The organism is Streptomyces sp. NPDC056835, assembly GCF_042789485.1.
Classification (GTDB): Bacteria; Actinomycetota; Actinomycetes; order Streptomycetales; family Streptomycetaceae; genus Streptomyces.
This window is the reverse complement of the sequence record NZ_JBHUBB010000022.1, coordinates 36,207-62,423: the sequence shown is the minus strand read 5'-3', so window position 1 is coordinate 62,423 and position 26,217 is coordinate 36,207. Positions and strand designations below refer to the sequence as shown.

Here is a 26,217-nt window from a genome sequence, read left to right as displayed (position 1 = left end):
GTCACGCCGTCACCACCTGTCGGTTCCGCGGGGCGGCCCCGTCCCGCTCGCTCTTCGCGGTGGCGTCCTTGCCCGTGAGCTGGAGGAAGACCTCGTCCAGCGTCGGCCGGCGCAGCGCGATGTCCTCCGCCTCGATCCCCTCCGTGTGCAGGGTCCGTACGGTCTCCGTCAGCGCCGCCATCCGGTCCGCCACCGGCGCGCTCAGCAGCCGCCGGTCCACGTCCGTACTGACGGCGTGCGTACCCGTTGCGCGCGCCAGCGCCCGCGCGCCGTCCGCGAGCCGGTCCGCGTCGCGCAGTACGACATCGATGCGGTCGCCGCCGATCCGCGCCTTGAGTTCGTCCGGCGTGCCCTCCGCGATGACCCGTCCGCTGTCCACCACCGAGATACGGTCGGCCAGTTGGTCGGCCTCCTCCAGATACTGCGTCGTCAGCAGTACGGTCGTACCGCCGCCGACCAGCGAGCGCACCGCGCTCCACACCTCCGCCCGGCCGCGCGGGTCGAGTCCGGTCGTCGGTTCGTCCAGGAAGAGCACCTCCGGGTCGGTGATCAGGGACGCCGCCAGATCGAGCCGGCGCCGCATGCCGCCGCTGTACCGCTTGACGGCCTTGCGCCCGGTGTCCGTCAGACCGAACCGCCCCAGCAGTTCATCGGCCCGCTCCCCCGAGCGCCGGGCGCCGAGGTGGTAGAGCCGTCCGAACATCTCCAGGTTCTGCCGGCCGCTCAGATCCTCGTCCAGGGCCGCGTGCTGCCCCAGCAGCCCGATCCTTCGCCGTACGTCGCGCGCACGGGTGCGCACATCGAGCCCGGCCACCCGCACCAGCCCCTCGTCGGGCCGCAGCAGCGTGGTCAGGATCCGTACGGCCGTGGTCTTGCCCGCGCCGTTCGGCCCGAGCACGCCGTGCACCGTGCCGCGTTCCACCGTCAGATCGAACCCGTCGAGGGCCCACTTCTCGCCGTACCGCTTCCTTGCTCCCGTCACCACGATCACGTCGGTCACCTCGGCCACTTCGGCCACATCGGTCAACGTCTTCGCCTCCCACCGGGTAATCAAACTTGACTACCGAGCGGGAAGAGTAACCCCGGCCCCTCGATTGGTCAAACTTGATTAGCGATGATCTCCGTCATGGGGAACGCCCGTCGCGTACGGGTTCTCCTCGCCCTCGCCGACCACCGCCACAAAGGGCTCGCCCTCACCCGCGAAGGTGTACGCACCGCCCTCGATGCGCTTGATCAGACCCCGCGTCCACTCCGCGCCCGAGTCCGCCGAGTGCACCCACAGGTTCATGATCTCGCCGATGTGCCCGAGCTGTTCCGGGCCTTCCTCGGGCACGTAGTGCTCGGTCACCGCGGCCCGCCAGGCCTCGATTCCGGCCACCCGCTCCTTGAGCAGTTCCACGACCTCGGCGCGCGGCAGATCGACGATGGCGCCGATCCCCGCCGACAGCACGTCCATCTTCTGGTCGTAGACGGTCAGCGCCTCACGCACGAGCCGCAGATACTCCTCGCGGCCCGCCTCCGTCATCTCGTACTCGGTACGCGGCGGCCCGCCCGCCGTGCTCGGCGCGACCTCGTGCGCCAGCAGCACGCCCTGCTTCGCCATCTGCTTGAGCGCGTGATAGATCGAGCCGGGTTTGGCGTTGGACCACTCGTGGGCGCCCCAGTACTCCAGGTCATTGCGTACCTGATAGCCGTGGGCCCGGCCGTGCTGGCGGACCGCGCAGAGCACGAGCAAACGGATCGCTGACATTGCTCCAGGTTATGACTCCGGAGCGCGACGCCCCCGCCGGGCCCGCGACAGCACGACCGCGCGACTCGTCAGAAGGGGAACGCGGTACGGCCGTGCTGCACCGAGATCCACTTCTGCGTCGTGAACGCCTCCACCGTCGAGTCGCCGTTGAGCCGGCCGAGCCCCGAGAACTTCTCCCCGCCGAAGGCCACCAGCGGCTCGTCCTGCACGGTCGAGTCATTGACGTGCATCATGCCGGTGACGATCCGCTTGGAGAACGCGACGCCACGCTCCACGTTCGCGGTGTGCACGGCCCCGCTCAGCCCGTACGGCGTGTTGTTGGCGAGCCGTACCGCCTCTTCCTCCCCGTCGAACGGGACCAGCAGCACCACGGGGCCGAAGATCTCCTGCCGCATCAGCGGGGAGCTCTCGTCCAGGCCCGCCAGCACCGTCGGCTCCACCAGATTGCCGCGGGTACGCCCCCGTACGAGCGCGGTCGCGCCCTCCGCCAGCGCCTGGTCCACCAGCGCCGTCAGGGCGTCCGCCTGGAAGGAGTTGATGACCGGGCCGATCTGGGTCTCGGGGTCGCGCGGATCGCCGGTCCTGAGCGACGCCACCTTCGCCACGAACTTCTCGGTGAACCGCTCCTCGACGGCGCGGTCCACGAGGATCCGGTTGGCGGCCATACAGACCTGGCCCTGGTAGACGAAGCGGCTGACGACCGCCGCGTCGACCGCGTAGTCCAGCCCCGCCTCGTCGAGATCGTCGAGGACGACCAGCGCGCTGTTGCCGCTCAGTTCGAGTATCGCCCGCTTGAAGTTGCCGCCCGCCACCGCGCCGACATGACGGCCGACCCGGTCCGAGCCGGCGAACGAGATCACCTTCGGCACGGGGTGCTCGATGAGCGCGTCCCCGACCTCCGCGATATCCGTCACCACGACGTTGAGCAGCCCGGCCGGCAGACCCGCGTCCTCGAAGAGCTTGGCTATGAGCCCGCCGCCGACGACCGGCGCGTTCTGGTTGGGCTTGATCACGACGGCGTTGCCGAGCGCCAGCGCGGGCGCCACCGACTTGATCGTCACAAGGAAGGGGAAGTTGAAGGGCGTGATCACGCCGATGACACCGACCGGCAGCCGGTAGACGCGGTTCTCCTTGCCGTCCACCGGGGACGGCAGGATCCGGCCCTCGGGCCGCAGCGACAGCTGTACGGCCTCGCGCAGGAACTCCTGCGCGGCACTGACCTCGTACACCGCCTTGAGCCGCGTACCGCCCAGCTCGTCGATGATCGCCTCGATGATGTCGTCCTTGCGCTCCTCGACCAGCCTGAGGACACGCTCGAAGACCCGGCGACGGGTGTACGGATTGGTCGCGGCCCAGTCGGGCTGGGCGCGTTCGGCGGCGCGGTACGCCTCGTCGATCTCCCGGACGGTGGCGATCGTGATGGCCGCGAGCTTCTCCCCGTTGTACGGGTTGAAGTCGATGATGTCCCACGAGCCGCTGCCGGTCCGCCACTCGCCGTCGATGTACTGGTGGGCCAGGTCGGTGAAGTAGGACATGCGATCCCTTACTGCAGGTGCTGCAGGTGCAAACTCCTGATATGAGGCCATCGTACTGATGTCTCAGATCAGTTGGAGTAGTCCGCGCAGGACATCTCGGCTCTCCTCGGATCCCGGGCTGTCCTGCTGTAGTCGCTCCATCACCCGTTCGTACTGGGCGACCTCCTCGCGCTTGTCCAGATACAGCGCACTGGTCAGCTGCTCCAGGAAGACGACGTCGGAGAGATCCGACTCGGGGAAGCTCAGCATGGTGAAGGCACCGCTCTCGCCCGCGTGGCCGCCGAAGCTGAAGGGCATCACCTGGAGCGTGATGTTCGGCTGCTCCGAGATCTCGATCAGATGCCTCAACTGCCCCTGCATCACGGAGCGCTCGCCGTACGGGCGGCGCAGCGCCGCCTCGTCGAGGATGGCGTGGAAGCGCGGCGCGCGCTCGGAGACGAGGACCTTCTGCCGCTCCAGCCGGAGCGCGACGCGGCGCTCCACCTCGGCGCGGGGCGCCTCGGGCTGGCCACGGGTGACGACGGCGTGCGCGTACGCCTCGGTCTGCAACAGACCGTGCACGAACTGCACTTCATAGATACGGATCAGTGAGGCGGCGCCTTCGAGACCGATATATGTCTGGAACCAGCCGGGCAGCACATCGCCGAAGCTGTGCCACCACCCCGCGACATTGGCCTCCCGGGCGAGGCCGAGAAGGGCAGCGCGCTCGCCCTCGTCGGCGACCCCGTAGAGGGTCAGCAGGTCCTCGATGTCTCTGGCCTTGAAGCTCACCCGTCCCAACTCCATACGGCTGATCTTGGACTCGGATGCGCGGATCGAGTAGCCGGCGGCCTCACGTGTGATGCCGCGCGTCTCGCGCAGCCGCCTCAGTTGTGAGCCCAGCAGGATGCGCCGCACCACGGAACCGCCCGATTCGGCTGCGGTCACGTCTCCAACCCTCCCCATCACATGTGGATCTCCCCGGAGCACCCCCGCAACTCCAAGTGCCGGATTCTGCCATCAAAACGCTTCAGCCCGTACTCATTCGATTACGGAAATAAGAAGGCTTTGCGGAGAGGATAAAACTGGTCACGGGAAGAAATGCCCCAGAACCGGCACGGGACGGGCGAAGTCCGGCGCGTGCACGTGCATCTGCCCTTGCATCTGCCGTACGCATTCGGAACCATGGTCCCCGCGCACCTGCGTGCTCGTTCGTGATTGACGTGATGTGACTCTGGACCACCGCAGTATCGCTACGGCCGCGAATCCCGGGAGTGCCTCGCATGGGGACGGATGGATCGACCATGCTCAAGCCATTAAGGCAGGGGCTTCCCCCCATCGATCCCTCGGCGGCCGCCGGTTCCGTGTCGTGCGCCCTGCCCGCCCGCTATGAAGCGGTGCGCGGGGCACGGCATTTCACCAGGAACACCCTGACCCAGTGGGAGCTGAGCGATCGCTTCGACGACGTCGCGCTGGTCGTCTCCGAACTCGTCACCAACGCGCTGCGGCACGCCCTGCCGGCCGACACCCCGCGCGAGCCCCAGGACGCTCCCGTACGACTGCACCTGATGCGGTGGTCGTCGCGGCTGGTGTGCGCGGTACGGGACCCCAGCCACGCGAGCCCGGAGGCGCGGAAGACCGAGGAGGACTGCGCGGCGGAGTCCGGCCGGGGACTGTTCCTCGTCGAGTCGTTCAGCGACACCTGGGGCTGGCACCCACTGGCGGGATCTCTGCACGGCAAGGTGGTCTGGGCGCTGTTCCAGCTTCAGACGGCCGACTGACGGGCCGCACCGGCCGACGCTTCGGTCATCGGTTGTCGGTCGTCGGTCATCGGTCATCGGTCATCGGTCATCGATTGTCGGACGTCGATCGTCGGACGTCGGTCGTCGGCACGAGCGCCTGGTACGGGCTACCGCTCACCGGTAGGTACTGATGCTGGTACGGGCTTGACGGTGGCTTGACAGCGGACCATTTCGGCCATCGGGCCCTGGAAATTGGCCGGAACCTGACGTGCCGTACGCTCAGCCGCCCTTTTTCGGTCAGCCGCCCGCCGTCAGATGGTCGAACTCCCCATCCTTGACGCCCAGCAGCATGGCCTCGATCTCGGCGATCGTGTAGACCAGCGCCGGACCGTCGGGGTGGCGTGAGTTGCGTACCGCCACCTCGCCGCCGGGCAGCTTGGCGAACTCCACGCACGATCCTTGGGAGTTGCTGTGCCTGCTCTTCTGCCAGACGACTCCGTGAAGCTCTGTGGCCGTAATGCCGTTGTACACGTGGTGCACAGGTCGCTCCCCGAGTTGCAAGGTGCAGTCGTCAACTTTCTCGGATCATAGCTGTGTTTCATGTGCTGATGCATGAGCAAATGCACGTGCACGCGGGGTGTTCCTTTGGTTACAGTCGCCGCCCCCGGCCCCGATCCCCCGCGCTGTCCATAGAGACGCGTTTCAGGGCCTTCCGGATCCCTCGCCGGGCCGAATGCTGTTCACGTACCCCGCGAAGACAGGAAGACTCCCCACGCGGTTCGAGCGCGGGGAGCCTCTGTGCGGCGGTCGCGGGACGCTGTCCGGCGGTCAGCGCGGCGTCGTGCGGTACGGCAGCAGCGCCGTCTCCCGGGCGTTCTTGATCAGGCGGCGTCGGGCAGCGCCGCCGGCCAGGGGCCCACGCTCTCCACGCAGAGCGCGCCGCCGGCCGCGTCCGTGGAGAGCAGCGCGGTGGCGTCGCGGACGGTACGCACGACGGAGCCGCGCGTGGCCGCCGACAGATCGTGGTGGAGCGCGACGCTGCCGGGCACGGTGGCGAGAAGCCGCCGTACGGCCGCCTCGCGGGCGTCGGAGTGCGGCCCGCAGACGATCGCGACGGGGAGTCCACTGCCGGTGTCTCCCACTATCGGGCCCCGGGGCGGCGGCCGTAGCGGCGTTCGAAGCGCTCCACGCGGCCGGCGGTGTCGAGGACGCGCGCGGTACCCGTATAGAAGGGGTGGCTCGCCGAGGAGATCTCGACATCGATGACGGGGTAGGTGTGGCCGTCCTCCCAGACGACCGTCTTCTCGGCGGTGGCGGTCGAGCGGGTGAGGAAGGCGCAGTCCGCGGCCTTGTCGCGGAAGACGACGGGCTGGTACGCCGGGTGGATTCCGGGCTTCATGTCGGCCTCTTCGTTCTCTTCGTTCTCTTCATACGGGTCTTCGTACGTCTCTTCTTGTTGCTTCTCTTCTTGTCGCCGTGGGTCAGCGTTCTTCGCGGAAGTCGGTGTGCCGGCGCAGGAGCGGGTCGTACTTGCGCAGGGTCAGGCGATCCGGGTTGTTACGGCGGTTCTTGCGGGTGACGTACGTGTAGCCGGTCCCCGCGGTGGAGCGGAGCTTGATGATCGGGCGCAGTTCGTTGCGTGCCATGGGGCTAGTATATGGAAATGGTTTCCATTTCCAAAAAGAAGGATGTGTGACCTTGTCCGCCCACTGCCAGCTGACCGGGGCGAAGCCCGGCTTCGGTAACCGGATCTCCCACTCGCACCGGCGCACTCCGCGCCGCTTCGACCCCAACGTCCAGCGCAAGCGCTACTGGCTGCCGAGCGAGGGCAGGCATGTCCGGCTCACCCTCAGCGCCAAGGCGATCAAGACCATCGACTCCATCGGCATCGAGGCCGCCGTCGCCCGGATCCGTGCCCGGGGGGTAAACGTCTGATGGCGAAGAAGAGCAAGATCGTCCGCAATGACCGGCGCAAGGAGGTCGTGGAGCGGTACGCCGTACGCCGCGCCGAGTTGAAGGAGTTGATCCGCCGCCCCGGCACGCCCGACGGCCAACGGCCGGCCGCCCGGGATGAATTGCGACGTCAGCCGCGCGACGCGAGCGCCACGCGAGTGCGGAACCGGGACAGTGTGGACGGCCGGCCACGCGGCCATCTCAGGAAGTTCGGCCTGTCCAGGGTGCGGATGCGCGAGCAGGCGCACGCCGGATTCCTTCCCGGAGTGCGTAAGTCCTCCTGGTAGTTTTGCGCGGTCCGGCCACCGACCAGGGCCTATCGTTTGGATCAGGCCCCGCGAGCCCGGCAAGATCCAATCGATAGGCCCTAGGGGGACTTGAACGTGCAGAAACTCGTACGGACCAGTGCGGCCGCGGCCGGGCTCGTCACGGCGCTCGCACTCGCGCTCACGGGCTGCGGCGGTGACAGCGGGGGCGACCCGGCCAAGGACGAGGGCGGCGCCACGGCACCGAGCGGGACCGGCGGCGAGGGCTCCGGTTCGACCGCGGACTCGGGCTCCGGCTCCGGCGCGGACGCGGACGCGGCGAGCGTCGAGGGCACCTGGGCCGGGCTGAGCGACGGCAAGACCGTCGCCCTGTCGGTCAAGTCCGGCAAGGTCGCGCTGGTCGCGGACCAGCATGTCTGCCAGGGCGCGGTGGAGGACATGGGCGAGCCGATGTTCTCCCTCAAGTGCGCCGACGGCAACACCGACCGCACGATGGGGACGATCGAGTCGAATGACGGCAAGACCCTGGTGATCTCCTGGGGCAAGGGCCTGAAGGACACGCTGGCGAAGGCCGGGGACAACAAGCTGCCGGACGGACTGCCGAGCGACCTGCCGACGCCGTAATGCCGTCGCGATCGCGGTCATGCCGTCGTGATCGCGGTAGTGCCGTCGTGATCGCGTCATGATGCCTGCCTGGCCGACTGGGGCGATCAGCGGGCGGGGCGGATACGGCCACGCCGATCCGTCCCGCCCGGCCTGTCGGGCGAGTCCGTCCCGCCCGGCACCCGCGCCGCGTCCGCCGCGGAGGTGCCATGGGTCCAGCCCTCGGCGTCCGTCGCCCCGCGCACGCGCGTGGCCACCGTCTCCGGGAACATCCGGTCCGTACGGTCGGCCACCGCCACCTCGCGGGCGGCGAGTACGGGCAGCAGCCCGCCAACGTCCTTGTCCGGCCGGTCCGCTCGCTCCTCGGTCAGCTGCTCCGCCGTCACCTGTTCCGTGGCCAGGGCCAGGCGTTCGCCGATGCGATGGGCGTACGCCAGCAGGAACGACTGCCGGAAGGTCTTCGTCCGCTTGCGCCCGGCCGCCCGTTGAGCGGCCTCCGCGCGGGTCATCGCGGCCGTGCCCTGGACCAGCAGCGAGGTATGGAGCAGTTCGACCGCCTCCAGGTCCGGTTCGAAGCCGACGACCGTCGAGAAGCCGTACGCGCTGTTCCAGACGGCACGGCAGCGGTTCGCGGAGGCCACGGCGTCGAGCAGGATCGCCTTCGCCGTCTCGTACGGAGCGTCCACCCCGATCCGGCACGCGCCGGGCACATCGCCCCGGTGGGTACGGTCGGCGAGCAGCGCCTCGTCGATGCTGTGCCGCGCCATCAGCTCCTGCGCCTTGGCGGTGAGCGCCTCCGCCTCCTGCGGATATCCGGTCGCCTCGGCCTTGGCGAGCAGGGCGCGGATCCGGGTGAGCATGCGCGGCTCGCCGTCCGCGGGGGCGGTCAGATGGAGAGGCGTACCGGGCACGGGACCGACCGGTTCGATCGCGGGCAGCCGGATGAGCAGCAGATACAACTCCAGTACGGCGGTGGCGTACGAGAAGCGGTCGGCCCGGTAGGGACGCGCTGCCCGCGCCTCGTCGAGATCCGCGAGCTGGGCGGCCCAGCGCGGCGGCAGCCGCTCGTAGCGCCGCGCCTCCGCGGCTGTCAGCTCGGCGAAAAGCCGCAGGTGCGGGCCGTCGAGGTCACGGCGTACGAGCCGTACGACATCGGCGGGCTGCCAGCCGCGCTCCCAGGCCAGCCGTACGAACCGCTCGCCGCGCCGCCGCAGTTCGGCGTCCGCCGCCGGATCCGCGGCGAGGAGGGAGGCGCCGGTGTCGATGCCGTCGGCACCGCCGCCGTCCCCGGTCCGGGCGGAGAGTACGGCCGTGAGGGCGCGCTCGACGGTACGGGCCGCCGCGCCGGCGGCGTCCTGGTCGGTCATGCCGCGGCCTCGCTGTGCTCCATGATCATGCGGGGTGCCTCCTCGGAACTGCTCCTTGCCGCGTTCCGATGGTCGCAGGTCCCCTTCGGCGATCTTTGTCCACAGGCTGTGGATATCTCATGGCCGTTTCGTACGGCGCACTACCGTGGACGCCTCCGACCGATGACAGATCCGACCGATGACAGAGAGGGCGTCCATGGGCGAGAACAAGCGGCGCATGCTGACCGGGGAGTGGTACCTCCCCGACGACGAGGAGCTGGGCGCGGACACCGAACGGCGCTTCGCGCTGTGCGCGGCGTACAACGCGAACGGCGGCGCCGCGCCGGCCGATCGCGCCAAGATCCTTGCGGAACTGCTCGGTTCGGTGGGGGAGGATGTCCGTATCCGGCCGCCCTTCCAGTGCGACTACGGGACGTACATCAGTATCGGCGCCCGTACGTTCATCAACTTCAACGCGGTCTTCCTCGACGCGGCGCCGATCACCGTCGGATCGGACGTCCAGATAGGACCGAATGTCCAACTCCTCACCCCGACCCATGAACTCGGCGCGGAACGGCGCCGCGCGGGCTGGGAGAAGGCGTCGCCGGTGACGATCGGTGACAACGTCTGGCTGGGCGGCGGGGTGATCGTCTGCCCGGGAGTGACGATCGGCGAGAACACGGTCGTCGGCGCGGGGTCGGTGGTGACGAAGGATCTCCCGGCGGGTGTGCTGGCGGTGGGCAATCCCGCGCGGGTGATCCGCGAGTTGGAGGGCTGAGCCGGGGCGCGACCGCACCTCGCGACCGCACCTCGCGACCGCTACCTCACGGGCACTGTCGCGGGCGCTACCTCGCGGGTGGGCCGACGGCGGGCCCGGCGGCAGGGCGTGGGGCGGCGGGAGCGGTGGCGCCGCGAGTGGCCACGGGGGCGGCGCGAGTGGCGGGGGCGAACTCGCACCACACCACCTTTCCCCGCGTGGGGCCCGCCTGGTCGCCCCAGTCCGCCGCCAGGGCCGTGACCAGCAGCAGCCCCCGGCCCTCCTCCGTCTCCGCGTCGACCGACTCGATCCCCGTGGGCCACCTCGGGGGCGTACGGGACGGATCGGCGACCTCGACCCGGAGACGGCTCCCCGTCCGCAGCAGGGTGAGGGAGACCGTGCCGCGGGTGCAGCCGCAGAGGCAGAGGCCGTGCCGCACCGCGTTCGTGACGAGTTCACTGACCGCGAGCTCGACGGTGGCGATCAGCTCGCTGTCCACCCGGCGCAGCGCGAGGACCTCACGGGCGTGACGACGGGCCCTGGGAGCCGCCTCCGGCCGGTGCGGGAGCGGGATCCTCGCGAGGGGCAGCCAGGGCGGACCCTGGTCGTAGACATCGTGCACAAGTCCACTGTCAGTGAGCATCGTTACTCTCGGACATCAGTAGGTCACGGAAAGCAACCTATGTTGCCCGAGAGGAGTGCCGCCATGCCACATCACCCATACGAGGCCGCACCGAGCGTTCCGGCCGAGCGCCGTGTGTCCCGCCGTTCAGGGCGTGACGCGTCAGGGCGTGATGACGAGCTTCCCGTTCGCGTGACCGTCCTCGCTCGTCTGCTGCGCCTGTGCCGCTTCCGCGAGCGGGAACGTACCGGCGATCCGCAGCCGCAGCGCGCCCTCCGCCGCCAGGCGGGCGTTCTGCGCGAGGCCGGCGCGCTTACGCTCGGGCGCCGTGCCGTCGGACCCGCCGGACGAGAAGGCCACGCCGAGTTCGGCGGCGGCCGGGTCCGCGATGGTGACGATCCGGTCGGTCGTCCCGCCACGCAGCTCGATCGAGTCGGGCAGCGCTCCCTTGCCCGCCACGTCGAAGACCGCGTCCACGCCCTGCGGCGCGACCGACCGGACGCGTTCGACCAGCCCGTCGCCGTAGGTCACGGGGATGGCGCCCAGCGAGCGCACGTAGTCGTGGTTGGCCGGGGACGCCGTGCCGATCACGATCGCGCCACGGGCCGTCGCGAGCTGGGCCGCCACCGACCCGACGGCGCCCGCCGCCCCGTGCAGCAGCAGGGTCTCGCCGTCGCGCAGCGCCAGTTCGTCGAGCACCCGCGCGGCGGTCTCCCCGGCGACCGGGATCGCCGCGGCCTCGGCCCACCCCAGCGAGGCGGGTTTGGGTACGGCCGTGTCGGCCAGGGCGTACTGCGCGTAGGCACCGGTGGCGGACCACCCCAGCACGTCATCGCCGACGGCGACGTCCGTGACCCCGGCGCCGACCTCGTCCACGACCCCGGCGATCTCCACACCGGGTACGGCGGGCAGCGGGGTGGGGAAGGCCTGTTCCATCCATCCGTGGCGGATCTTGTAGTCCAGCGGGTTGACGCCCGCCGCCTTCACGGCCACCCGGATCTCACCGGGGCCCGCGTGCGGCTCGGTGATCTCCTTGACGTGCAGGACGTCCGGGCCGCCGAACTCCTCGAAAACGATCGCTTGCATCTCAGCCTCCATACGGTGGGGACGGTTGGGCGGGCTCCCGATGACAGGGGCCTCGGTCCCGAGCCCGATCCAGGTCTCGATCCCGGTCCTGGTTCCGGAATCGATCCTCCCGTCGTAAGGCCCGGCTCGCCTGCCGGACGGATCCGCCCGTCGTTGTCAGACCCCCCTGCGAGACTCGGTGGTATGAGCGAACGATGGGCTCTGGCCCCGGTGGACGGCGGCGGCGCGCTGCTCGCTTCGCTGGGCCCGGACGGCCGCCCGGCCGGGCCCGTGGTGCGGGAGCCCGATCTTGTCGCGGCGGTCAGGACCCGGCTGCCGGAGGTCGGGCGCTGGGTGTGGCGCTCCACCGCCGAGGTGTATCCGCGACTGCTGGCGGCGGGGGTGCGGGTCGAGCGGTGCTATGACATCGAGGCGGCCGAGCTGCTGCTGCTCGGCCATGAGGGACGGCTCGGGGAGCCCCGGTCGGCCGCGGCGGCCTGGGCCAGGCTGCGGAACGCGCCGGTGCCGCCCGACCCGCCGCCCCGGTCGGCGGCGCCCGGGTCGCAGTCCTCGCTGTTCGAGCCGCACGCGGGCGTGGAGGTGCCGTTCGAGGGGCTGCTCGATGTGTACGTGGAGCAGCAGCGCCGCCATGCGGCCGCCGAGCACCCCGGGCGGATGCGGCTGCTCACGGCGTCCGAGTCGGCGGGGATGCTGGTGGCCGCCGAGATGCATCACGCGGGGCTGCCCTGGCGCGCGGATGTGCACCGTGAGGTGCTGGGGGATCTGCTCGGTGAGCGGTACGCGGGCGGGGGCGAGCCCCGGCGGCTGGCGGAGCTGGCTGACGAGGTGTCGGCGGCGTTCGGGCGACGGGTGCGGCCGGATCTGCCGGCGGATGTGGTGCGGGCCTTCGCGCAGGCCGGTATCAAGGTGAAGTCCACCCGGCGCTGGGAGTTGGCGGAGATCGACCATCCGGCGGTCGAGCCGCTGATCGAGTACAAGAAGCTGTACCGGATCTGGACGGCGCACGGCTGGAGCTGGCTCCAGGACTGGGTACGGGACGGCCGGTTCAGACCCGAGTATCTGCCGGGCGGTACGGTCTCGGGCCGGTGGACGACCAATGGCGGCGGGGCGCTGCAGATACCCAAGGTCATCCGGCGGGCGGTCGTCGCCGACGAGGGCTGGCGGCTGGTGGTGGCGGACGCCGACCAGATGGAACCACGGGTGCTGGCCGCGATCTCCCGTGACCCGGGGCTGATGGAGGTGGCCGGGCACGAGGGCGATCTCTATACGGCGCTCTCCACGCGGGCGTTCTCGGGGGACCGCGCCCACGCGAAGATCGCGCTGCTGGGCGCGATCTACGGCCAGACGTCCGGTGACGGGCTGAAGAATCTGGCGGCGCTGCGCCGGAGGTTCCCGCTGGCCGTGGCGTATGTGGACGACGCGGCGCGGGCGGGTGAGGAGGGCAGGCTCGTCAGGACCTGGCTGGGGCGGACGAGTCCGCGAGCGGCCGGAGCCGAGGAGGACGACGGCGAGGCCGGGATCCCGCAGGAGATATCCCCGGCGCCGGGGGCGGAAGGGGACGGATCACCCGCGTCCGGCGGCGAGTTCACCCCGGGATACGCGTCGTCCAACGGACGGGCGCGCGGTCGCTTCACCCGTAACTTCGTCGTCCAGGGCAGCGCCGCCGACTGGGCCCTGCTGATGCTGGCCGCGCTGCGGCGGGCGACCGCCGGTATGCGGGCGGAGCTGGTCTTCTTCCAGCACGACGAGGTGATCGTGCACTGCCCGGAGAAGGAGGCCGAGGAAGTGGCCGAGGCGATCCGCGCGGCCGGGGAGCTGGCCGGGCGGATCGCCTTCGGGGAGACACCGGTGCGGTTTCCGTTCACGACCGCGACGGTGGTGCGGTACTCCGACGCGAAGTGAGGGGCGGCGCGGCGCGGACCGCGCCGTCACGGACTTCGGACCGCGGACCGCGGACTGCGGACTGCGGACCGCGGGCTGCGGACCGCGGACCGCGGACGTCTGACGATTACGGACGTCCGGCGTCCGGGTCGGCCGACGTCCCGGAACCACCGTCGGCCGGCTGCCGCGCGGACGGCAGGGCGGGCAGTTCGTTCAGTGGCCCGCGCCACTCGTCCGAGGTGACCAGCGCCTTCAACCGCGCGGGGCTCAGCGGCGGATCGGTGCGGGCGATCCCGCCTCCCTTCTGGGGCGGAACGTTGTACGCGGTCGCCTCGACCAGGAAACCGTCGGAGGTGTACAGGACGGCCCGCCAGCTCTTGGTGCCCTCGGGGCGGTCCCCGTACTCCGCCCCCTCAAGCACCATGAGCCGGGAGCCGCCGGCCAGTTCGGATTCGACGCAGTTCTCGTGCGGGATGAACGCCTTGTCGGGGCAGGTCACCTGCTGGTCCGCCCCGGTGCCGGTGCGGTCGGCGCGGATAAGACCGACCGTGACCACGGCGGCGCCCTTCCCGTCGTCGAAGGATCCGCGCACGCTCCGGTAGCCCGGGATGCTGGGCGGGCTCAACGTCGTCGGCATCTTCAGCTCTCCCCCGGGAAGCAGCCCGGCGAGAATCGCGAGGAGTTCCGCGTCGTTGCCCGGCCCGGGGCCGGCGGGCGTGGTGGCGGGAGCGGCCACGGATGTCCTGCCGTCCTGTCCGCCCCCGCCGTCCAGCAGTCCGCCTCCGTACGCGCCGCCGATCCCCACGGCGGCCAGCGCGAACACACTGCCCGTCACCGCCGCCGCGCGCCGCCGGGCCAGCCGGCGGCGGCCCCGGGTCAGCCCGGCGTCCACCAGGGCGGTCCCGTCCGTGGGCGCGAATGTCTCGCCGGTGCGGCGCAGCGCCTCGCCGAGTCCGTTCTCGAAGGGCTCTTCGAATGGCTTTTCAGAGGGCATGGTCGACCCCACTCCTTGGTCGCGTATCGGATGTATCGAGATGTATCGAGATGTATCGGGCGGAATCGGAACCGAGCCCCATGGGACGAGCGCTCAGCGTTCGGCCAACTCGGCGAATCTGTCGCCCAGTTGCTCCCGCAACTTCGCGAGCGCCCGCACCGATCTGGTGCGTACGGCGGCTGAGCTGACACGCATGGCGTCGGCGGTCTCCTCGACGCTGCGGTCCTCCCAGTACCGCAGCACCACCACCGCGCGGTCCTGGGCCGACAGCCGCCCGAGCGCGTCGAGCAGCGCGATCCGCAAGTCGGGGTCGGTTCCCGGGACCTGGGCCGGCTCGGGGAGTTCCCCGAGGGGCCGTTCGGTCGCCGAGCGACGCCGCTGATGTGTGAGGAAGGTACGGACGAGGACGGTCTGCGCGTACCCGGCCGGGTTCTCGATCCGGGCGACGCGCCCCCACAGCGCGTACATGCGGCCCAGCGTCTCCTGCACCAGGTCCTCGGCGAGATGGGTGTCGCCGCCGGTCAGCAGGGAGGCGGAGCGGAAGAGCTGGTTCGCGCGGGCGGCGGCGAACTCCCTGAAGTCATCGGCGCGGGAGGTCCGTGCCGGCTCGCCGCCCGTACGCCCCAGCCACGCCGTACGCCCCATCCATCCCGTGCGCCTCATGGTCCCCGATCCCCCGTTTCCCCGTGGCGCCCGGCTTCCCGCCCGCCCTTCACTCCACTGACGCGGTGGGCGGGCGGAAATGTTTCACCGGGCCCCGGGAAAACGAGCATCCCGGCAGGCGAACGGCGCCGGCCGGGATGCTCGGGGTGGGACACCTGCCCTCTGGGGGCCGGTCACTCGCTCTGTGTCGCGGGATACCTGTCGCGGGTCACTTGCCGTTGGTCACTTGAGGTAGACGATGCCGTCGGTCGTGAGGGTGGGACGGCCACTGGTGCCGACCACGACGATCTTGATCGTGTGCTTGGCGCTGGACGCCCAGGTCTTGGTGAAGATCGCGTCCCGGTACTTGGTGGTGGACGACTTGAGGTCGACGGTCGCCACCTTCGTCCCGTCGAGGTAGACGTACGCCTGTCCGGAGGTCGACGCCCGGGAGACCACCCATGCCACCGAGCGCCCGGTGAAGGTCCAGCTGAGGGAGGCGTTCTTGGCCGAGCTGCTGTAGGACTTGCCGCCCAGGTAGCTGCTGGACGACTTGGTGGTCCAGGACCCGGTCCTGGTCGCCGAGCTCTCCTGGACGATCATCGGCGTACCGGCGACGGACGCGGCGGCGGTGTTGCCCGCCTGGTCGTACGCGGTCATCGACCAGGTCGTCGCCGCACCGGACTTGGCGGTGTGCGACGCGCTCGTGGTGGTCGGCCCGTACGTCTTGGCGACCGGGGCCGTCAGCCGGACTTCCTTGAGCGCCGCGCTGTCGGCCGCCTTCCAGCTCAGGGTCAGCGGAACGGCGGTGGTGTTGACCAGGCCGGCGCGCAGGGCGAGCGCGGGCTTCGTGGTGAAGGTCGGGGCGGTGGTCTCCGCGACGACCGTCGCCGCGGCGCTGGTGGCGGTCTTGCCGGACTGATGGACGGCGCGGACGGAGACCTTGTGGGTGCCGACCGCGAGCGTGACCTTGCCCGAGGTCGTGGCACCGGAGACGGTCGCGGCCACCTTGCCGTCCACCAGCAGCTCGTTCTTGGTGATCAGCTCCGAGGGCGTGGTCGTCGACCAGTTCACGGTGACGGCGGCCTTGGTGTAGTACGTCGAACCCACGAGGCCCGCGCCGGTGACGGACGTGACGGCCGGCGCCGCGGCGGGCCCGGCCGCCCAGGACCGGATGGTGGCGAGCTTGCCGTAGAAGGCGTCGCCGGGGCACTGCGTGTTGTAGCCGTCGCGGTGTCCGTGGATGGCCGGGAAGGACATCTGCGCGCCCTTGGCCCAGGTCTTGCCGAAGTAGTTGCGCCCGCTGTCACCGGCGGTGAGCGTGGCGGTGCCGGCCGGGTTCACCCCGTACTGGCCGAGCTTCCAGGCGGCGATCCGGGCGACCGAGACCATGGCGGCCGACGACGGCGCGGTGTCGGTGTACGTACCGAGGACGGAGATACCGGTCGTCTCGGTGTTGAAGCCGTAGGCGTGCGCGCCCAGCACGGGCCGGTCGACGCCGCCCTTGCGGCCCTCGTAGACCGTTCCGCACTTGTCGACCAGGAAGTTGTAGCCGATGTCCTTCCAGCCCAGTTCCTTCACGTGGTACGCGTACACGCCGCGCACCACGGCCGGGGCCTGGGCGCAGGTGTAGGTGTTGCTCTCGGCGGTGTGGTGCACCACGACCGCCTTGATCCGGCCGTCCGGCAGATAGCCGGGCTCCTCGGGGCTGATCGACTCGTCGGCTCCCCAGCCGGCCCGTGAGGTGATCGGCGGGCGCGGCGCGGTCGACGGCGGCGCGGTGGGGATACTGGCCGTCGGGGTCGGCGCGGGGGACGACGCCGGAGGCGTCGAGGGCTGTGTGGTGCCCGGCGGCTCCGAGGAGGGCGGCGGGGTCGAGGGGGCGTCGCTCGGGCTCTCGCTCGGCGCGGGCGGGACGGAGGGGTCCGTGCCGTCCGTGGGAGCGGTGCTCGGGCCGTCGCTCGGAACGGGGGCGTCCGAGGGCTCGCCCGGCGCCGGGGTGACGGGATCGTCGGCGGTGTCCGCGGCGAAGCCCGCGGGCGCCATCGCCAGGTCCTTGCCGCCGTCACTGCCGCTGTTCGTGCCGCCGTCACTGCCGCTGTCCGTGCCGCCGTCACTGCCGCTGTTCGTGTCGATCATGGCCAGGCTGAGGCCGGCCGGCAGCTGTGCCGAGGTGTTCCCGCCGCTGGTGACACGTACCTCGACACCGTCGGAGGGCCCCACCCACGCGGGCTCGGTCCCGCCGCGCTCGGCCGCGCTCTCGCCCTGGCCGCTGTCGCCGTCGAGCACCAGCCAGCGGGACCATGTGCCGGACCCCACAGCGCGGGTACGTGCCTCGACCTTGCCGGACACGCGTGCCCTCGGGTCGTTCCAGGTGACACCCAGCATGCTGAACCGATCGGTGTCCCGGCGCGGGAGGGCGGCGCCACGGCCGTCGTCCTGGAGCCGCAGATCGGCCGCCCGGACGTCCGTAGGCACCGGTCCCGAGCGCTTGCCGTCCCCGGACGTGTCCGAGGACCCGGGAAACCCGAGGTCTCCGGACATGCCCTGGAAGACGAGTACCCCCGAGACACCGACAGCTGTGATGCCGGCCGTGATCCAGATCCGACGCGACGTCACGCCGTACCTCCCCCTGTTGACGTGGCGCAGAAGAATGCGCGAGCGCGCCATCTCACCACATGACAGCGCGCGAAAAAAGTGCGGTCTTCACGTCGTTTCCGTACAACCATTTCGCCGTGGGCGCGCGGCGGACGCCGTGTGTCCGGCCGACCGCCCCCAGCAGTCACCCCGTTCGCGCCCGGGAAGCGACCAGCGGGGACGGTTGAATGGGGTGGGGGACGCGGTTGAAGCGGCGTGCCCGGCGGTGCGATCCTTTCGGGCGTGCCGCCGACGCTCCGGGAACGGACGTGGTGGAGCGGGGCGCTCACCACGGGGAGGGGGCGCGGGTGAATCCGTATCGTGTGCTGGCGGCGGTGGCCGCCGACTGGGGCCGGCTCGGCCCCTACCTGCGATCGGGTACGGCCGGTACGGAAGGTGCGGCCGGTACGGAAGACGCGGCCGGTACGGAAGACGCGGCTGTGACCGCGAACGGGCTCTCGTCCGCGCTGCGTTCCCTGCGGTCCATGGAGCGCCATGCCCCCGGCCGAACGGCGGCGGCCGGCGAGACCGCGCGCTTCGTCCTCGCCCTGCTGCCTCCCGCCGAGGCCGAACGGCTCGTCGCCGCCCACCCGGACCGCCTCGCCGGAACGCTGGAGGACGGGACGTCGGAAAAGGCGCCGGCGGAGGAGGTGTACGCCGGTTTCACCGTCGCCGACCTCGCCTTCCTGCTGCTGGACGACAACCCCATGGTCGGTCCGCTGCTCGGCCCCGTACGGGAGCGCCTTCTGTCGTATCCCATGCTGGACGACTGGGCCGCCGAGGCGCACGCGCGCACCCACGGGCTGATCCGGCTGCGCGGTGAGTCGGGCGCGCGGGGCATGGACCGTATCCGTATCCGTATCCCGTCCTTCCAGTTCGGCGACGCGGTCACCCCCTGGCCGGTCGTCGTGGCGGTGAACGGGCTGCTGGACGCCGGGCGCGATCCTTGGGGCGCGGCGGACTGGTGGCTGTCGGCGAACGGCTACCTCGGCGTCGCCCCCGCGGAACTGCTCGGCCGCGGCCAGGACAGCCAACTCGTCGGTACCGCACGCTACTTGGTGGAGGGGGAGTAATTCCGTGCCGAACAGCCGTCCGCCCACCACGCTCCCGGGCACGCCCACGAAGGTGCCGCTGCCCGCCGGTACGCCGCTCTTCCGGGTCCACGCGTCCAAGCGTCCGGGCACCGCGTTCAACCCCGTACCGTCCGACTGCCTCTACGACGGGGGCCGGTTCGACGCGACGCGCTGCGACGACTACCCGTTCCTCTACGCCGGGCGTACCGCGCCCGCCGCGGTCTGCGAGTCGCTGCTCCGGTCGGTCCCCTTCACCCCGGGCGGCGGGATCCGGCTGCTGCCGCGCGCCTCCGTACGCGGCAAGCGGCTCTCCTTCCTGCGGCTGACCGCCGATGTGGACGTCGTCTCGCTGGTGTCCGGGGCGGATCTCGCCTCCGTCGCGCAGGACGCCTGGCTGGTCCAGTCCGAGCCCGGCGAGTACGCGTACACCCGGCACTGGGGGCACTGGATCAGGGGCAGGACCGCCCCCTGGGCCCAGGGGTTCGTCTGGCCGTCGAAGCGCGAGCCCGCCGCGCACGCGGTGATCCTCTTCCAGGACCGATGCCAGGACCGGGGCCTTACGGAGATCGTCGAGGAGACGGACGAGCCGCCCGTCGACTTCGCGACGCCCGAGGGCGAACGCTGGCTCAACTCCGTACTCGCGCCGTATCTCGCGCAGATCGCACCGTAGGAGCACCGTCGTGTCCGAGAACGAGCTGCCGGACGTCTCTCGATTGTCCGACGAAGAACTGCGCGCTTCCCGCGATGAGTTGCTGGCGATGCTGGCGCGGACACCGGACGACGACCCCGAACGCCCGTACATGTGGGCCTGGGCCGGGGAGTGGACCTTCCAGCTGCATCTGCGGCAGGGCCGGGACGACGACCTGAGCCGCGCCGCCGAGGCGCTGTCGCGCGCGTTCTCGGCACGGGGCGAGGACGGCGAGGAGATCTGGTACGCGTGGCGGGTGCTGTACGGCCAGGTGCTGCTGTACCAGTACGGCCAGGAGCCGGCCCCCGCCCTCCTCCACCGGGCGGAGGAGCAGCTGACCGCCGGCCTCGCGGGGCTGCCCGACAGCTCACCGTTCGCCGCCGGGAACGCGCCACTGGCCCGCTTACTCGTGGCCCGGACGTCCGCCGCCCGGTACAACGGCGCCCCGGAGGGCGACCCCGGCCGTGCGGACCTCCTCGCCGCGGCCGTACGCCGGCAGCGGGACGCGCTGGCCGACCACGCCGCCGGTTCCGAGGAAGCCACCGAGCTGTACACGTGTCTGGGCGAGCTCACCCTCGAACAGGGCGACTTCGGGGCCTCGGTGGAGTGCTTCCGGACCGCCCTCGCCGGGGCGGCACCCGGCTCCGACATCCCGCTGCTCCGGTACGGGCTCGCGACCGGCCTGCTGTCGAGCGGCCGGGCCGCCGCCGACCGTGAGCAACTGCGCGAGGCCCGGGACGAGTTCGTCCGCGCGCTCGCCGAAGCACGAGAGCGGCGACAGCTACGGCAAGAGGGACAGCAACAGGGGCAGGGACAAGGGCAGGGACAGGAACAGGAACAGGAACAGGAACAGGAACAGGAACAGGAACAGGGACAGGGACAGGGACAGGGACAAGGCGCGACCGACGCGGAAGAGCCCTGGTGGGCCTGGCAGGCGCGGGCCAGGATCATCTTCATCCGCGCCGCCCTGCTCTTCACCTGGCAAGAGCGGGAGCAACTGGCTCCGGCCGTCGCCGAACTGCACACCCTGCTCGCCGAACCGGGTGCCGAGGACGACCTCTCGCCGGTCTTCGCGGACGCGTTCGGCCGGCTGCTCTACGAGCACGCCGCCGAGCAGGACGACGACTCCGCTCGCGAGCGGGCCATCGCCCTGCTCAGGCGGGGCGTACGGGACTGGCTGCCCGCGCGGGACGGCGACCCTGTGCCCAGGGCGATGCTCCTCGCCTCCATACAGCTGGCGCGCTATCTGGTCGACGAGAACCCGGCCCGGCTGGCGGACATCGAGGACTGCACGCGGCGCGTACTCGCGGTCGAGGAAGCCGACGCGGACCCGGAGCTGCGGCGTCACGCGAAGATGCTGCTCGCCTTGGCGCGGTTCCACTTGGCGTCGACCCCGTTCGGGCGGGTGGACGACCCCAACGGGGTGCTCGAAGAGGGCCAGAAGGCGGTCCAGGAGTACACGGAGGACTTCTTCCAGGGCCGAAGCTTCCTCGACTTCGACGACTTCGACGCGGAAACGTACGGCTCCATGTTCCATGACGTGGCGGGCACCGATCGGCTCACCCTCACGTTCGATCACCTCTATGAGAAGTGGCGCTCCCTGGATCCGGCGAGCGAGGAGTACGGGATCGCCGCCGGCCATCTCCTCAACATGGCGCCGATGCTCGACCCGCACGGCGACCACATCACCGAGGAGCGGAAGACCGCCCTCTTCGAGGCCGCCAGAGCGAGCGGACCGGAGAACGCCACCTGGCAGAGCAGGGTGCACGGGGTCGCCGGATACGTCAGGCTCCAGGACGAGATGGCCGGCGCGGGCACGGGACTGGACGAGGTCATCGCCGAGTTCGACCGGGCCCGGACCACGTTGGGTGGCGAGCCCGGCATGTCCGGTACGACCCGGGCGGCGACCGACGCGACCCAAGCGACCGGCGCGTCTCACGAGAACGGCGCGTCCGCGGCCGGTCGAGCGGGCGCCGCGAACGTACCGGAGTCGGGCGACACCGAGCGCGATCACCTCGACGGCGTCAGCCTCCTGCGGTTGTTCGCCACGAACCAGCGCGGCCAAATGCGCGGCGCCGTGGACGACCTGGACGCCGCGGAGGACGCCTGGCAGCAACTGAAGGACAGCCCCACCTTCACCCCGCACATGCGCCGGCTCCTGGACGGCCAGCAGGCGGGTCTCCAGGCGTACCGGGCCGCTCTCAGCGGCGATCTGGCCGGCGTCGACCGGGGCCGCGCCAAGCTGGCGGCGCTCTACGCGGAACTGAACCCCGAGGATCCCTCGCGCATCGAGGTGTGGACGATGCTGGTGAACGTCCACTCGCAACGCGACCACCTCGCGGACAGGCTCGGCGTACCGCCGCTCCCGCCGCCGTCCGGCCAGCCCAGTACGGCCGAGCTGCGGCGGCTGGCGGCCAGGCTGCCGCGTGATCACCGCGCCTGGGTACTCGGCGACAACGGCATCGCGCGCAACGTGCGCGCGGGCGCGCTGGGCGACGCGCGGGGCGTACGGGAGTCCCTCACGCTGGTGGAAGAAGCGCTCACGTTCGTCGACGAGGGCAGCGACAGCTGGCTGCGGTACGCGAGCATCGTCGGCATCTCCCTCTGCGCGCTCGCCGCCGGTGGGCACGACCGCCGTGATCTCGACACCGGCATCGACTGGCTGGAGCGCGCCGCGCGCCAGGCCGGCGGACCCGAGCACCGGCTGTACGGGGCGATGGGGCTCAACCTCGGCCGCGCGTACCGGCTGCGCGCCGCCCCCGGCAGGGACGAAGGGCGCACCGGCCGCCGCACCGGGCTCAAGGCGCTGCGCGGGTGGACCTGGGCCGCGCTGTTGCAGTCCGGCACCTCGCATGCCGCCGAGGTCGCCGCGAACGCCACGGAGGCGGCCCTCGAAGTGGCCTCGTGGTGTCTGGAGGACAACGTCCCCGACGAGGCGGTCCAGGCGCTGGACTCCTGTCGCGGGCTGGTCCTGCACACGGCGATCACGTCGAGATCCGTCCCCGAGCGGCTGGCCGCCGCCGGACGCCGGGACCTGGCCGACGAGTGGCGGGCGGCGGGCGGCATGGACATGCAGCCGGGCGCGGGTACCGGCCCGATGGGGGACGCGGCGCAGGCCGTCCCCAGCGAGCTGCGCCGGCGCGTCCTGGCCGTACTCACCGGTCCCGACGAGACGGGCCGGCCCCGGGACCTGCTGCTCGAACCGCCGTCGCCCGCCCGGATCGGCGACGCGCTCGGCGCCGTAGGCGCCGACTATCTGGTCTATCTCGTCCCCGGCTACGAGGCCCGCCCCGGCGCGGCCGTCGTCGTCACCGCGGCCGGGCGGGTGGGCTCGCTCCCGCTGCCCCTGCTCCGCGAGGACGCGGCGCCCCTGCGCGCCTACGATCCGGCGCCCCTGGCCGCCCGTGACATGGGCCCGGTGCCGGACGGCGGCGGCCCGTACGACGGGGACGCGCACGGGACGGCCGGACAGACCCCGCGCAAACCGCTCGACCGGCTGTGCGGTTGGGCGTGGTACGCCGCGATGAAGCCGCTCCTGGAAGGGCTGGGGGTGGGCGAGGCGCCCGGCGAACCCCCGCCCGCCTTCGTCCTCGTCCCGATGGGCGCGCTGGGGATGGTCCCCTGGCACGCCGCCTGGGAATCCCTCGGGGCGGGAGCCCGGCGTTATGCCGTCGAGGCGGCCGGGATCTCGTACGCGGCCTCCGCGCGGCTGTTCTGCGAGGTCGCGGAGCGGCCCGCGGTCCCGCACACGGGCGCTGCCCTGGTCGTCGGCAACCCGACCGGTGACCTGCGGTACGCGGGCGAGGAGGCCGACGCGGTACGTCACGCCTTCTACCCGGCCGGGCGCTTCCTCGGGCGCGGCCCGGCCAAACCCGACGGCCCGGCCACCCCCGACGGCATGGCAACCCCCGGCGAGGTCACCGCCTGGCTGCGCGACCCCGCGAACACCGGCGGCGTACTCCATCTGGCCTGCCACGGAACGGTCGCGGCGAACCGGCGGCACAGCGCGTATCTCTCCCTGTACGGCGGCGAGCTGGCCGCCGAGGAACTGACCGAGGCCGCCGCGGGCGCCGGGCGCGGCGAGCTGGAACTCGTCGTGCTGGCGGCCTGCCGCAGCCATGTCTCGGGGCGTGGCCACAACGAGGCGTACAGCCTGGCCACGGCCTTCCTCGTGGCCGGGGCCCGGTCGGTCGTGGGCTCGCTCTGGCCGGTGCCGGACGACGCGACCTCACTGCTCATGTTCATGACCCACCACTATCTGCGCGACGAGAACCTGTCCCCCGGTCCCGCCCTGCGCCGCGCCCAGTTGTGGATGCTCGACCCCGCGCGCGTACTCCCGCCCGCCATGCCGAAAACGCTGGCGCTGCGCGCCGGGGCCCTCACCCCGGACGACCTCACCGCGTGGGCCGGCTTCACGCACCTCGGGCGCTGAACCCCGGCACCGGACAGAAGACATCACTGGACATCACTCGGGCACCACCGTGCGCAGGGGGATCGTGAGGGTGTGCCACTGGCCGGGCGCACCGTCGCCGCCAGAACCCGGACCCGGACCCGCGTCGCGGCCCGCGTGCGGAGGACGGGTGAAGCGCAGGACGTGATCCTCCTCGATGCCTCGGGCGGCGGGCGGAGCGTCCGCGCTCCACGGCGCGAGGTGGAACGGAACGGTGCTGAACTCGCCCTCGGCCACGATGAGTTTGAGCCAGTCGCGGACGGACGCGCCGGGCTCTGCCGTGCGCGACTCGGGCAGCGAGAGCCGCACACGAGCGTTGCCGAGGGCGTAGCCGGTGCGCCCCGGGCCGATGAAGTCGCCGGGAAAGAGCACCGAGTGGCTGGCGTAGCTGTCGGTGAGATCGAGCAGCACGCACCAGAGCGTGCGGTCGTGGGAGCGGTTGTGGATCCGTACGGAGAGCAGCGGCTCGCGCCCCTCCGCGTACGCGCAGCGGATCTCGCCGTGGCCGTCCGGCAGAATCCGCTCGCCGTTCCAGACGGACACCTCGACGTCCACCAGCGAGGCGAGGGACGACGCCGGGTTGGCGAGATCCCGCAGCTGGTGCCAGCGGGTGAGATGGACCAGGCAGTCCGGCACCCGGTGGACGGGGAGCGGAGCGGTCAGCTCGGTCCCGTCCCGGCGCAGGACACGGGCCTGTCCACCGTCCCGGACGACGACCTTGAAGACCTGGCCGTGGCCGATTCCGGAACCCGCGCCACCGTCCGCGAGGCGCAGCAGCGGGGCCGCGTCGATGGCGTCGAGGAGCGTGCGGTCGCCGCCGTCCACCACGACCGAGGCCGGTGGCAGGGCCAGCGCGGACACCGCGACGGGATAGATCCGTACCGGATCCGGGGTCCAGCCCACCGGGGTGACCAGCGCGCGCAGGGGCTCGACGGCCCGTACGCGTACGACGCCTCCCTCGCGATCCGCTTCGACGACGCTGAACTCCGTACCACCGTTGTCCCGCGTACCCGGCGTCCCCGGCGTCCCCGGCGTACCCCGCGTACCTTCCGGACCGCTCGGCAGCCCATGCGTGCTACCGCAGTCGACCTGCCAGCCGTCCGGGCCGTGCAGCAGCAGATGCGGGCCGAGCGGGCGGTCCGCCGCGCCCCCGAGGACCGCCCGGTCGGCGATGCCCCCGGGCTCCGCCGGGTACAGCACGGGGTTCTGGTGCTCGGTCGCGGACCGCACCCGCGAGCCGGCCGCGGCCAGCGCCTGCCGGTAGGTCGTGCCGGGCCCCATGTCGCGCAGGGCGCCGAGCAGGGCGCGGGTGAACAGCCCCTGCCGCCCCGTGCCGTGCCCGTCCTCGTACGACGCCTGGTTGAGGCGGCACGCCGCCAGCAGCACATGCCGCGCCGCTCCGGCGGGAACCGGGACGTCGCGTGCCTGAGGGCCACCCGCCCGGGAGCCACCCGCCCGGGAGCCACCCGCCCGGGGACCACTCGCCCGGGAGCCACTCGCCCGGGGGCCCGGGTCCCCGTACGCCGGCCATGACGGGTCGTGCGGCAGCGAGCGCCTGACGAGGTCGTCGCTCAGCCGGGTGGCGCCACCGGAGAAGCAGGAGTCGAGGACGGCGACGGTGTGCGCGCCGTCCGAGGCGACCCCGTCCAGGAGCGCGCCGAGATCCTTGTCGATCAGGATGCCGTCGGCGCAGACCAGGGCCTGGCAGTAGCCGGTCGGCTCGACATACAGATGGGCGCGCTCGGTGGCGGCGAACTGAGTGCCGTGGCCCGCGTACCAGAACAGCGCGGTGTCGCCGGGGCCCGCCTGACCCAGATGCGTACGGAGGGCTTCGGTGACGGCGGCCACCGTCGCCTCGCCGTCGGTCAGTTGGAGGATCCGGGGCGGCGGGCCGCCGAGCCGCCCCTCCAGCCAGCCCCGCGCGGCCCGGATGTCATTGACGCAGCCGCTCAGCGAACCCGGCGCCCCGGACGATCCCGGCGGGGCGGCCGACGACAAGGCCGCGTAGTCGTTGATCCCCACCAGAAGTACGAACACGTTCCCCATGGGAGAAGTCTGTCAGGGAGCGCACGGGCGTGGCGGGCGCGCGCCGGTCGTGAACTGGGCGCTTGCCGGGCGTACTTCGGTTATCCGCTGTCGTTGGCGCACAGCGCTTAGCAGTATGGAGGTGCCGTCGCTATTGTTCTGAGCCCGCGCGGTTCAGGCCGTGCCGG

Annotated in this window: 23 protein-coding genes and 1 pseudogene; 9 read left to right on the top strand and 15 right to left on the bottom strand. The window is 71.6% G+C overall.

The annotated features are described in order from the left end of the window. Position 1: 1 nt before the first annotated feature. The 4 genes from ACFRMN_RS24505 to ACFRMN_RS24490 form a co-directional block, all read right to left on the bottom strand. Positions 2–1,000, bottom strand: coding sequence for an ATP-binding cassette domain-containing protein (locus ACFRMN_RS24505; RefSeq protein WP_383022947.1), 999 nt, complete (start codon positions 998–1,000; stop codon positions 2–4). Between the two features lie 108 nt (positions 1,001–1,108). Further along, a complete protein-coding gene (locus ACFRMN_RS24500; protein ID WP_383022840.1) occupies positions 1,109–1,750 on the bottom strand; it encodes a PadR family transcriptional regulator in 642 nt (213 codons plus the stop codon). A gap of 68 nt (positions 1,751–1,818) precedes the next feature. Continuing rightward, positions 1,819–3,285, bottom strand: coding sequence for an aldehyde dehydrogenase family protein (locus ACFRMN_RS24495; RefSeq protein WP_383022839.1), 1,467 nt, complete (start codon positions 3,283–3,285; stop codon positions 1,819–1,821). Positions 3,286–3,348: 63 nt separating this feature from the next. Beyond that, entirely contained in the window at positions 3,349–4,212 is an 864-nt protein-coding gene (locus ACFRMN_RS24490) for a helix-turn-helix domain-containing protein (RefSeq protein ID WP_383022837.1), read from the bottom strand. 335 nt (positions 4,213–4,547) lie between these two features. Here ACFRMN_RS24490 and ACFRMN_RS24485 point away from each other — a divergent pair, with 335 nt between their 5' ends. Next, positions 4,548–5,045: an ATP-binding protein gene (locus ACFRMN_RS24485; protein ID WP_383022835.1), complete on the top strand. Its 498-nt coding sequence runs from the start codon at positions 4,548–4,550 to the stop codon at positions 5,043–5,045. 258 nt (positions 5,046–5,303) lie between these two features. Here ACFRMN_RS24485 and ACFRMN_RS24480 read toward each other — a convergent pair whose 3' ends face one another. The 4 genes and pseudogenes from ACFRMN_RS24480 to rpmG all read right to left on the bottom strand — a co-directional run bounded on the left by ACFRMN_RS24480 (position 5,304) and on the right by rpmG (position 6,652). Further along, the gene (locus tag ACFRMN_RS24480; RefSeq protein WP_030354490.1) at positions 5,304–5,546 is read right to left on the bottom strand and encodes a DUF397 domain-containing protein; all 243 of its coding nucleotides are present in this window, start codon (positions 5,544–5,546) and stop codon (positions 5,304–5,306) included. 404 nt (positions 5,547–5,950) lie between these two features. Further along, positions 5,951–6,151 (bottom strand): annotated as a pseudogene (locus tag ACFRMN_RS24475) (cobalamin biosynthesis protein CobW); the annotation flags it as partial. Further along, complete coding sequence (locus tag ACFRMN_RS24470; protein ID WP_383022834.1) at positions 6,148–6,405, bottom strand: type B 50S ribosomal protein L31; 258 nt, start codon at positions 6,403–6,405, stop codon at positions 6,148–6,150. The pseudogene ACFRMN_RS24475 and the gene ACFRMN_RS24470, both read right to left, overlap by 4 nt. Before the next feature lie 82 nt (positions 6,406–6,487). Next, positions 6,488–6,652, bottom strand: a complete 165-nt coding sequence (rpmG, locus tag ACFRMN_RS24465) for a 50S ribosomal protein L33 (protein WP_365750393.1) — start codon at positions 6,650–6,652, stop codon at positions 6,488–6,490. Between the two features lie 52 nt (positions 6,653–6,704). On the opposite strand from rpmG, the gene rpmB reads away from it, so the two are divergent. The 3 genes from rpmB to ACFRMN_RS24450 all read left to right on the top strand — a co-directional run bounded on the left by rpmB (position 6,705) and on the right by ACFRMN_RS24450 (position 7,849). Beyond that, the gene (gene rpmB / locus ACFRMN_RS24460) at positions 6,705–6,941 is read left to right on the top strand and encodes a 50S ribosomal protein L28 (protein WP_383022945.1); all 237 of its coding nucleotides are present in this window, start codon (positions 6,705–6,707) and stop codon (positions 6,939–6,941) included. Next, entirely contained in the window at positions 6,941–7,246 is a 306-nt protein-coding gene (rpsN, locus tag ACFRMN_RS24455; RefSeq protein ID WP_383022831.1) for a 30S ribosomal protein S14, read from the top strand. The genes rpmB and rpsN overlap by 1 nt, the downstream gene beginning before the upstream one ends. Before the next feature lie 96 nt (positions 7,247–7,342). After that, positions 7,343–7,849, top strand: coding sequence for a hypothetical protein (locus ACFRMN_RS24450; RefSeq protein ID WP_383022943.1), 507 nt, complete (start codon positions 7,343–7,345; stop codon positions 7,847–7,849). A gap of 86 nt (positions 7,850–7,935) precedes the next feature. On the opposite strand, the gene ACFRMN_RS24445 is transcribed toward ACFRMN_RS24450, so the two are convergent. Then, entirely contained in the window at positions 7,936–9,195 is a 1,260-nt protein-coding gene (locus ACFRMN_RS24445) for a DUF2786 domain-containing protein (protein ID WP_383022830.1), read from the bottom strand. A 196-nt stretch (positions 9,196–9,391) separates the two neighbouring features. On the opposite strand from ACFRMN_RS24445, the gene ACFRMN_RS24440 reads away from it, so the two are divergent. Beyond that, positions 9,392–9,952 carry a sugar O-acetyltransferase gene (locus ACFRMN_RS24440; protein ID WP_383022941.1) on the top strand — a complete coding sequence of 187 codons (561 nt, stop codon included), beginning with the start codon at positions 9,392–9,394 and terminating at the stop codon, positions 9,950–9,952. A gap of 67 nt (positions 9,953–10,019) precedes the next feature. Here the strand turns inward: ACFRMN_RS24440 and ACFRMN_RS24435 are convergent, their stop codons facing one another. Together ACFRMN_RS24435 and ACFRMN_RS24430 are read right to left on the bottom strand one after the other, a co-directional pair. Continuing rightward, entirely contained in the window at positions 10,020–10,574 is a 555-nt protein-coding gene (locus ACFRMN_RS24435; RefSeq protein ID WP_383022828.1) for an ATP-binding protein, read from the bottom strand. Positions 10,575–10,715: 141 nt separating this feature from the next. Then, on the bottom strand, positions 10,716–11,639 hold the full coding sequence (locus ACFRMN_RS24430; RefSeq protein ID WP_383022826.1) for an NADP-dependent oxidoreductase: 924 nt from the start codon (positions 11,637–11,639) through the stop codon (positions 10,716–10,718). Between the two features lie 183 nt (positions 11,640–11,822). Between ACFRMN_RS24430 and ACFRMN_RS24425 the strand changes: the two genes are divergently transcribed. Further along, positions 11,823–13,541, top strand: coding sequence for a bifunctional 3'-5' exonuclease/DNA polymerase (locus ACFRMN_RS24425; RefSeq protein WP_383022824.1), 1,719 nt, complete (start codon positions 11,823–11,825; stop codon positions 13,539–13,541). Between the two features lie 106 nt (positions 13,542–13,647). Here the strand turns inward: ACFRMN_RS24425 and ACFRMN_RS24420 are convergent, their stop codons facing one another. From ACFRMN_RS24420 to ACFRMN_RS24410, 3 genes are all read right to left on the bottom strand, one after another. Continuing rightward, complete coding sequence (locus tag ACFRMN_RS24420; protein WP_383022823.1) at positions 13,648–14,514, bottom strand: hypothetical protein; 867 nt, start codon at positions 14,512–14,514, stop codon at positions 13,648–13,650. Between the two features lie 93 nt (positions 14,515–14,607). Continuing rightward, the gene (locus ACFRMN_RS24415; protein ID WP_383022939.1) at positions 14,608–15,159 is read right to left on the bottom strand and encodes a SigE family RNA polymerase sigma factor; all 552 of its coding nucleotides are present in this window, start codon (positions 15,157–15,159) and stop codon (positions 14,608–14,610) included. A gap of 240 nt (positions 15,160–15,399) precedes the next feature. Next, entirely contained in the window at positions 15,400–17,700 is a 2,301-nt protein-coding gene (locus tag ACFRMN_RS24410) for an N-acetylmuramoyl-L-alanine amidase (RefSeq protein ID WP_383022937.1), read from the bottom strand. 401 nt (positions 17,701–18,101) lie between these two features. Between ACFRMN_RS24410 and ACFRMN_RS24405 the strand changes: the two genes are divergently transcribed. From ACFRMN_RS24405 to ACFRMN_RS24395, 3 genes are read left to right on the top strand one after another with little or no spacing between them, the layout of a single operon-like run. After that, the gene (locus tag ACFRMN_RS24405) at positions 18,102–18,866 is read left to right on the top strand and encodes a hypothetical protein (protein WP_383022821.1); all 765 of its coding nucleotides are present in this window, start codon (positions 18,102–18,104) and stop codon (positions 18,864–18,866) included. Between the two features lie 4 nt (positions 18,867–18,870). After that, a complete protein-coding gene (locus tag ACFRMN_RS24400; RefSeq protein WP_383022820.1) occupies positions 18,871–19,536 on the top strand; it encodes an RES family NAD+ phosphorylase in 666 nt (221 codons plus the stop codon). Between the two features lie 10 nt (positions 19,537–19,546). After that, positions 19,547–23,986, top strand: coding sequence for a CHAT domain-containing protein (locus tag ACFRMN_RS24395; protein ID WP_383022818.1), 4,440 nt, complete (start codon positions 19,547–19,549; stop codon positions 23,984–23,986). Positions 23,987–24,019: 33 nt separating this feature from the next. Here the strand turns inward: ACFRMN_RS24395 and ACFRMN_RS24390 are convergent, their stop codons facing one another. Further along, complete coding sequence (locus ACFRMN_RS24390; protein WP_383022817.1) at positions 24,020–26,050, bottom strand: caspase domain-containing protein; 2,031 nt, start codon at positions 26,048–26,050, stop codon at positions 24,020–24,022. Positions 26,051–26,217 lie beyond the last annotated feature (167 nt).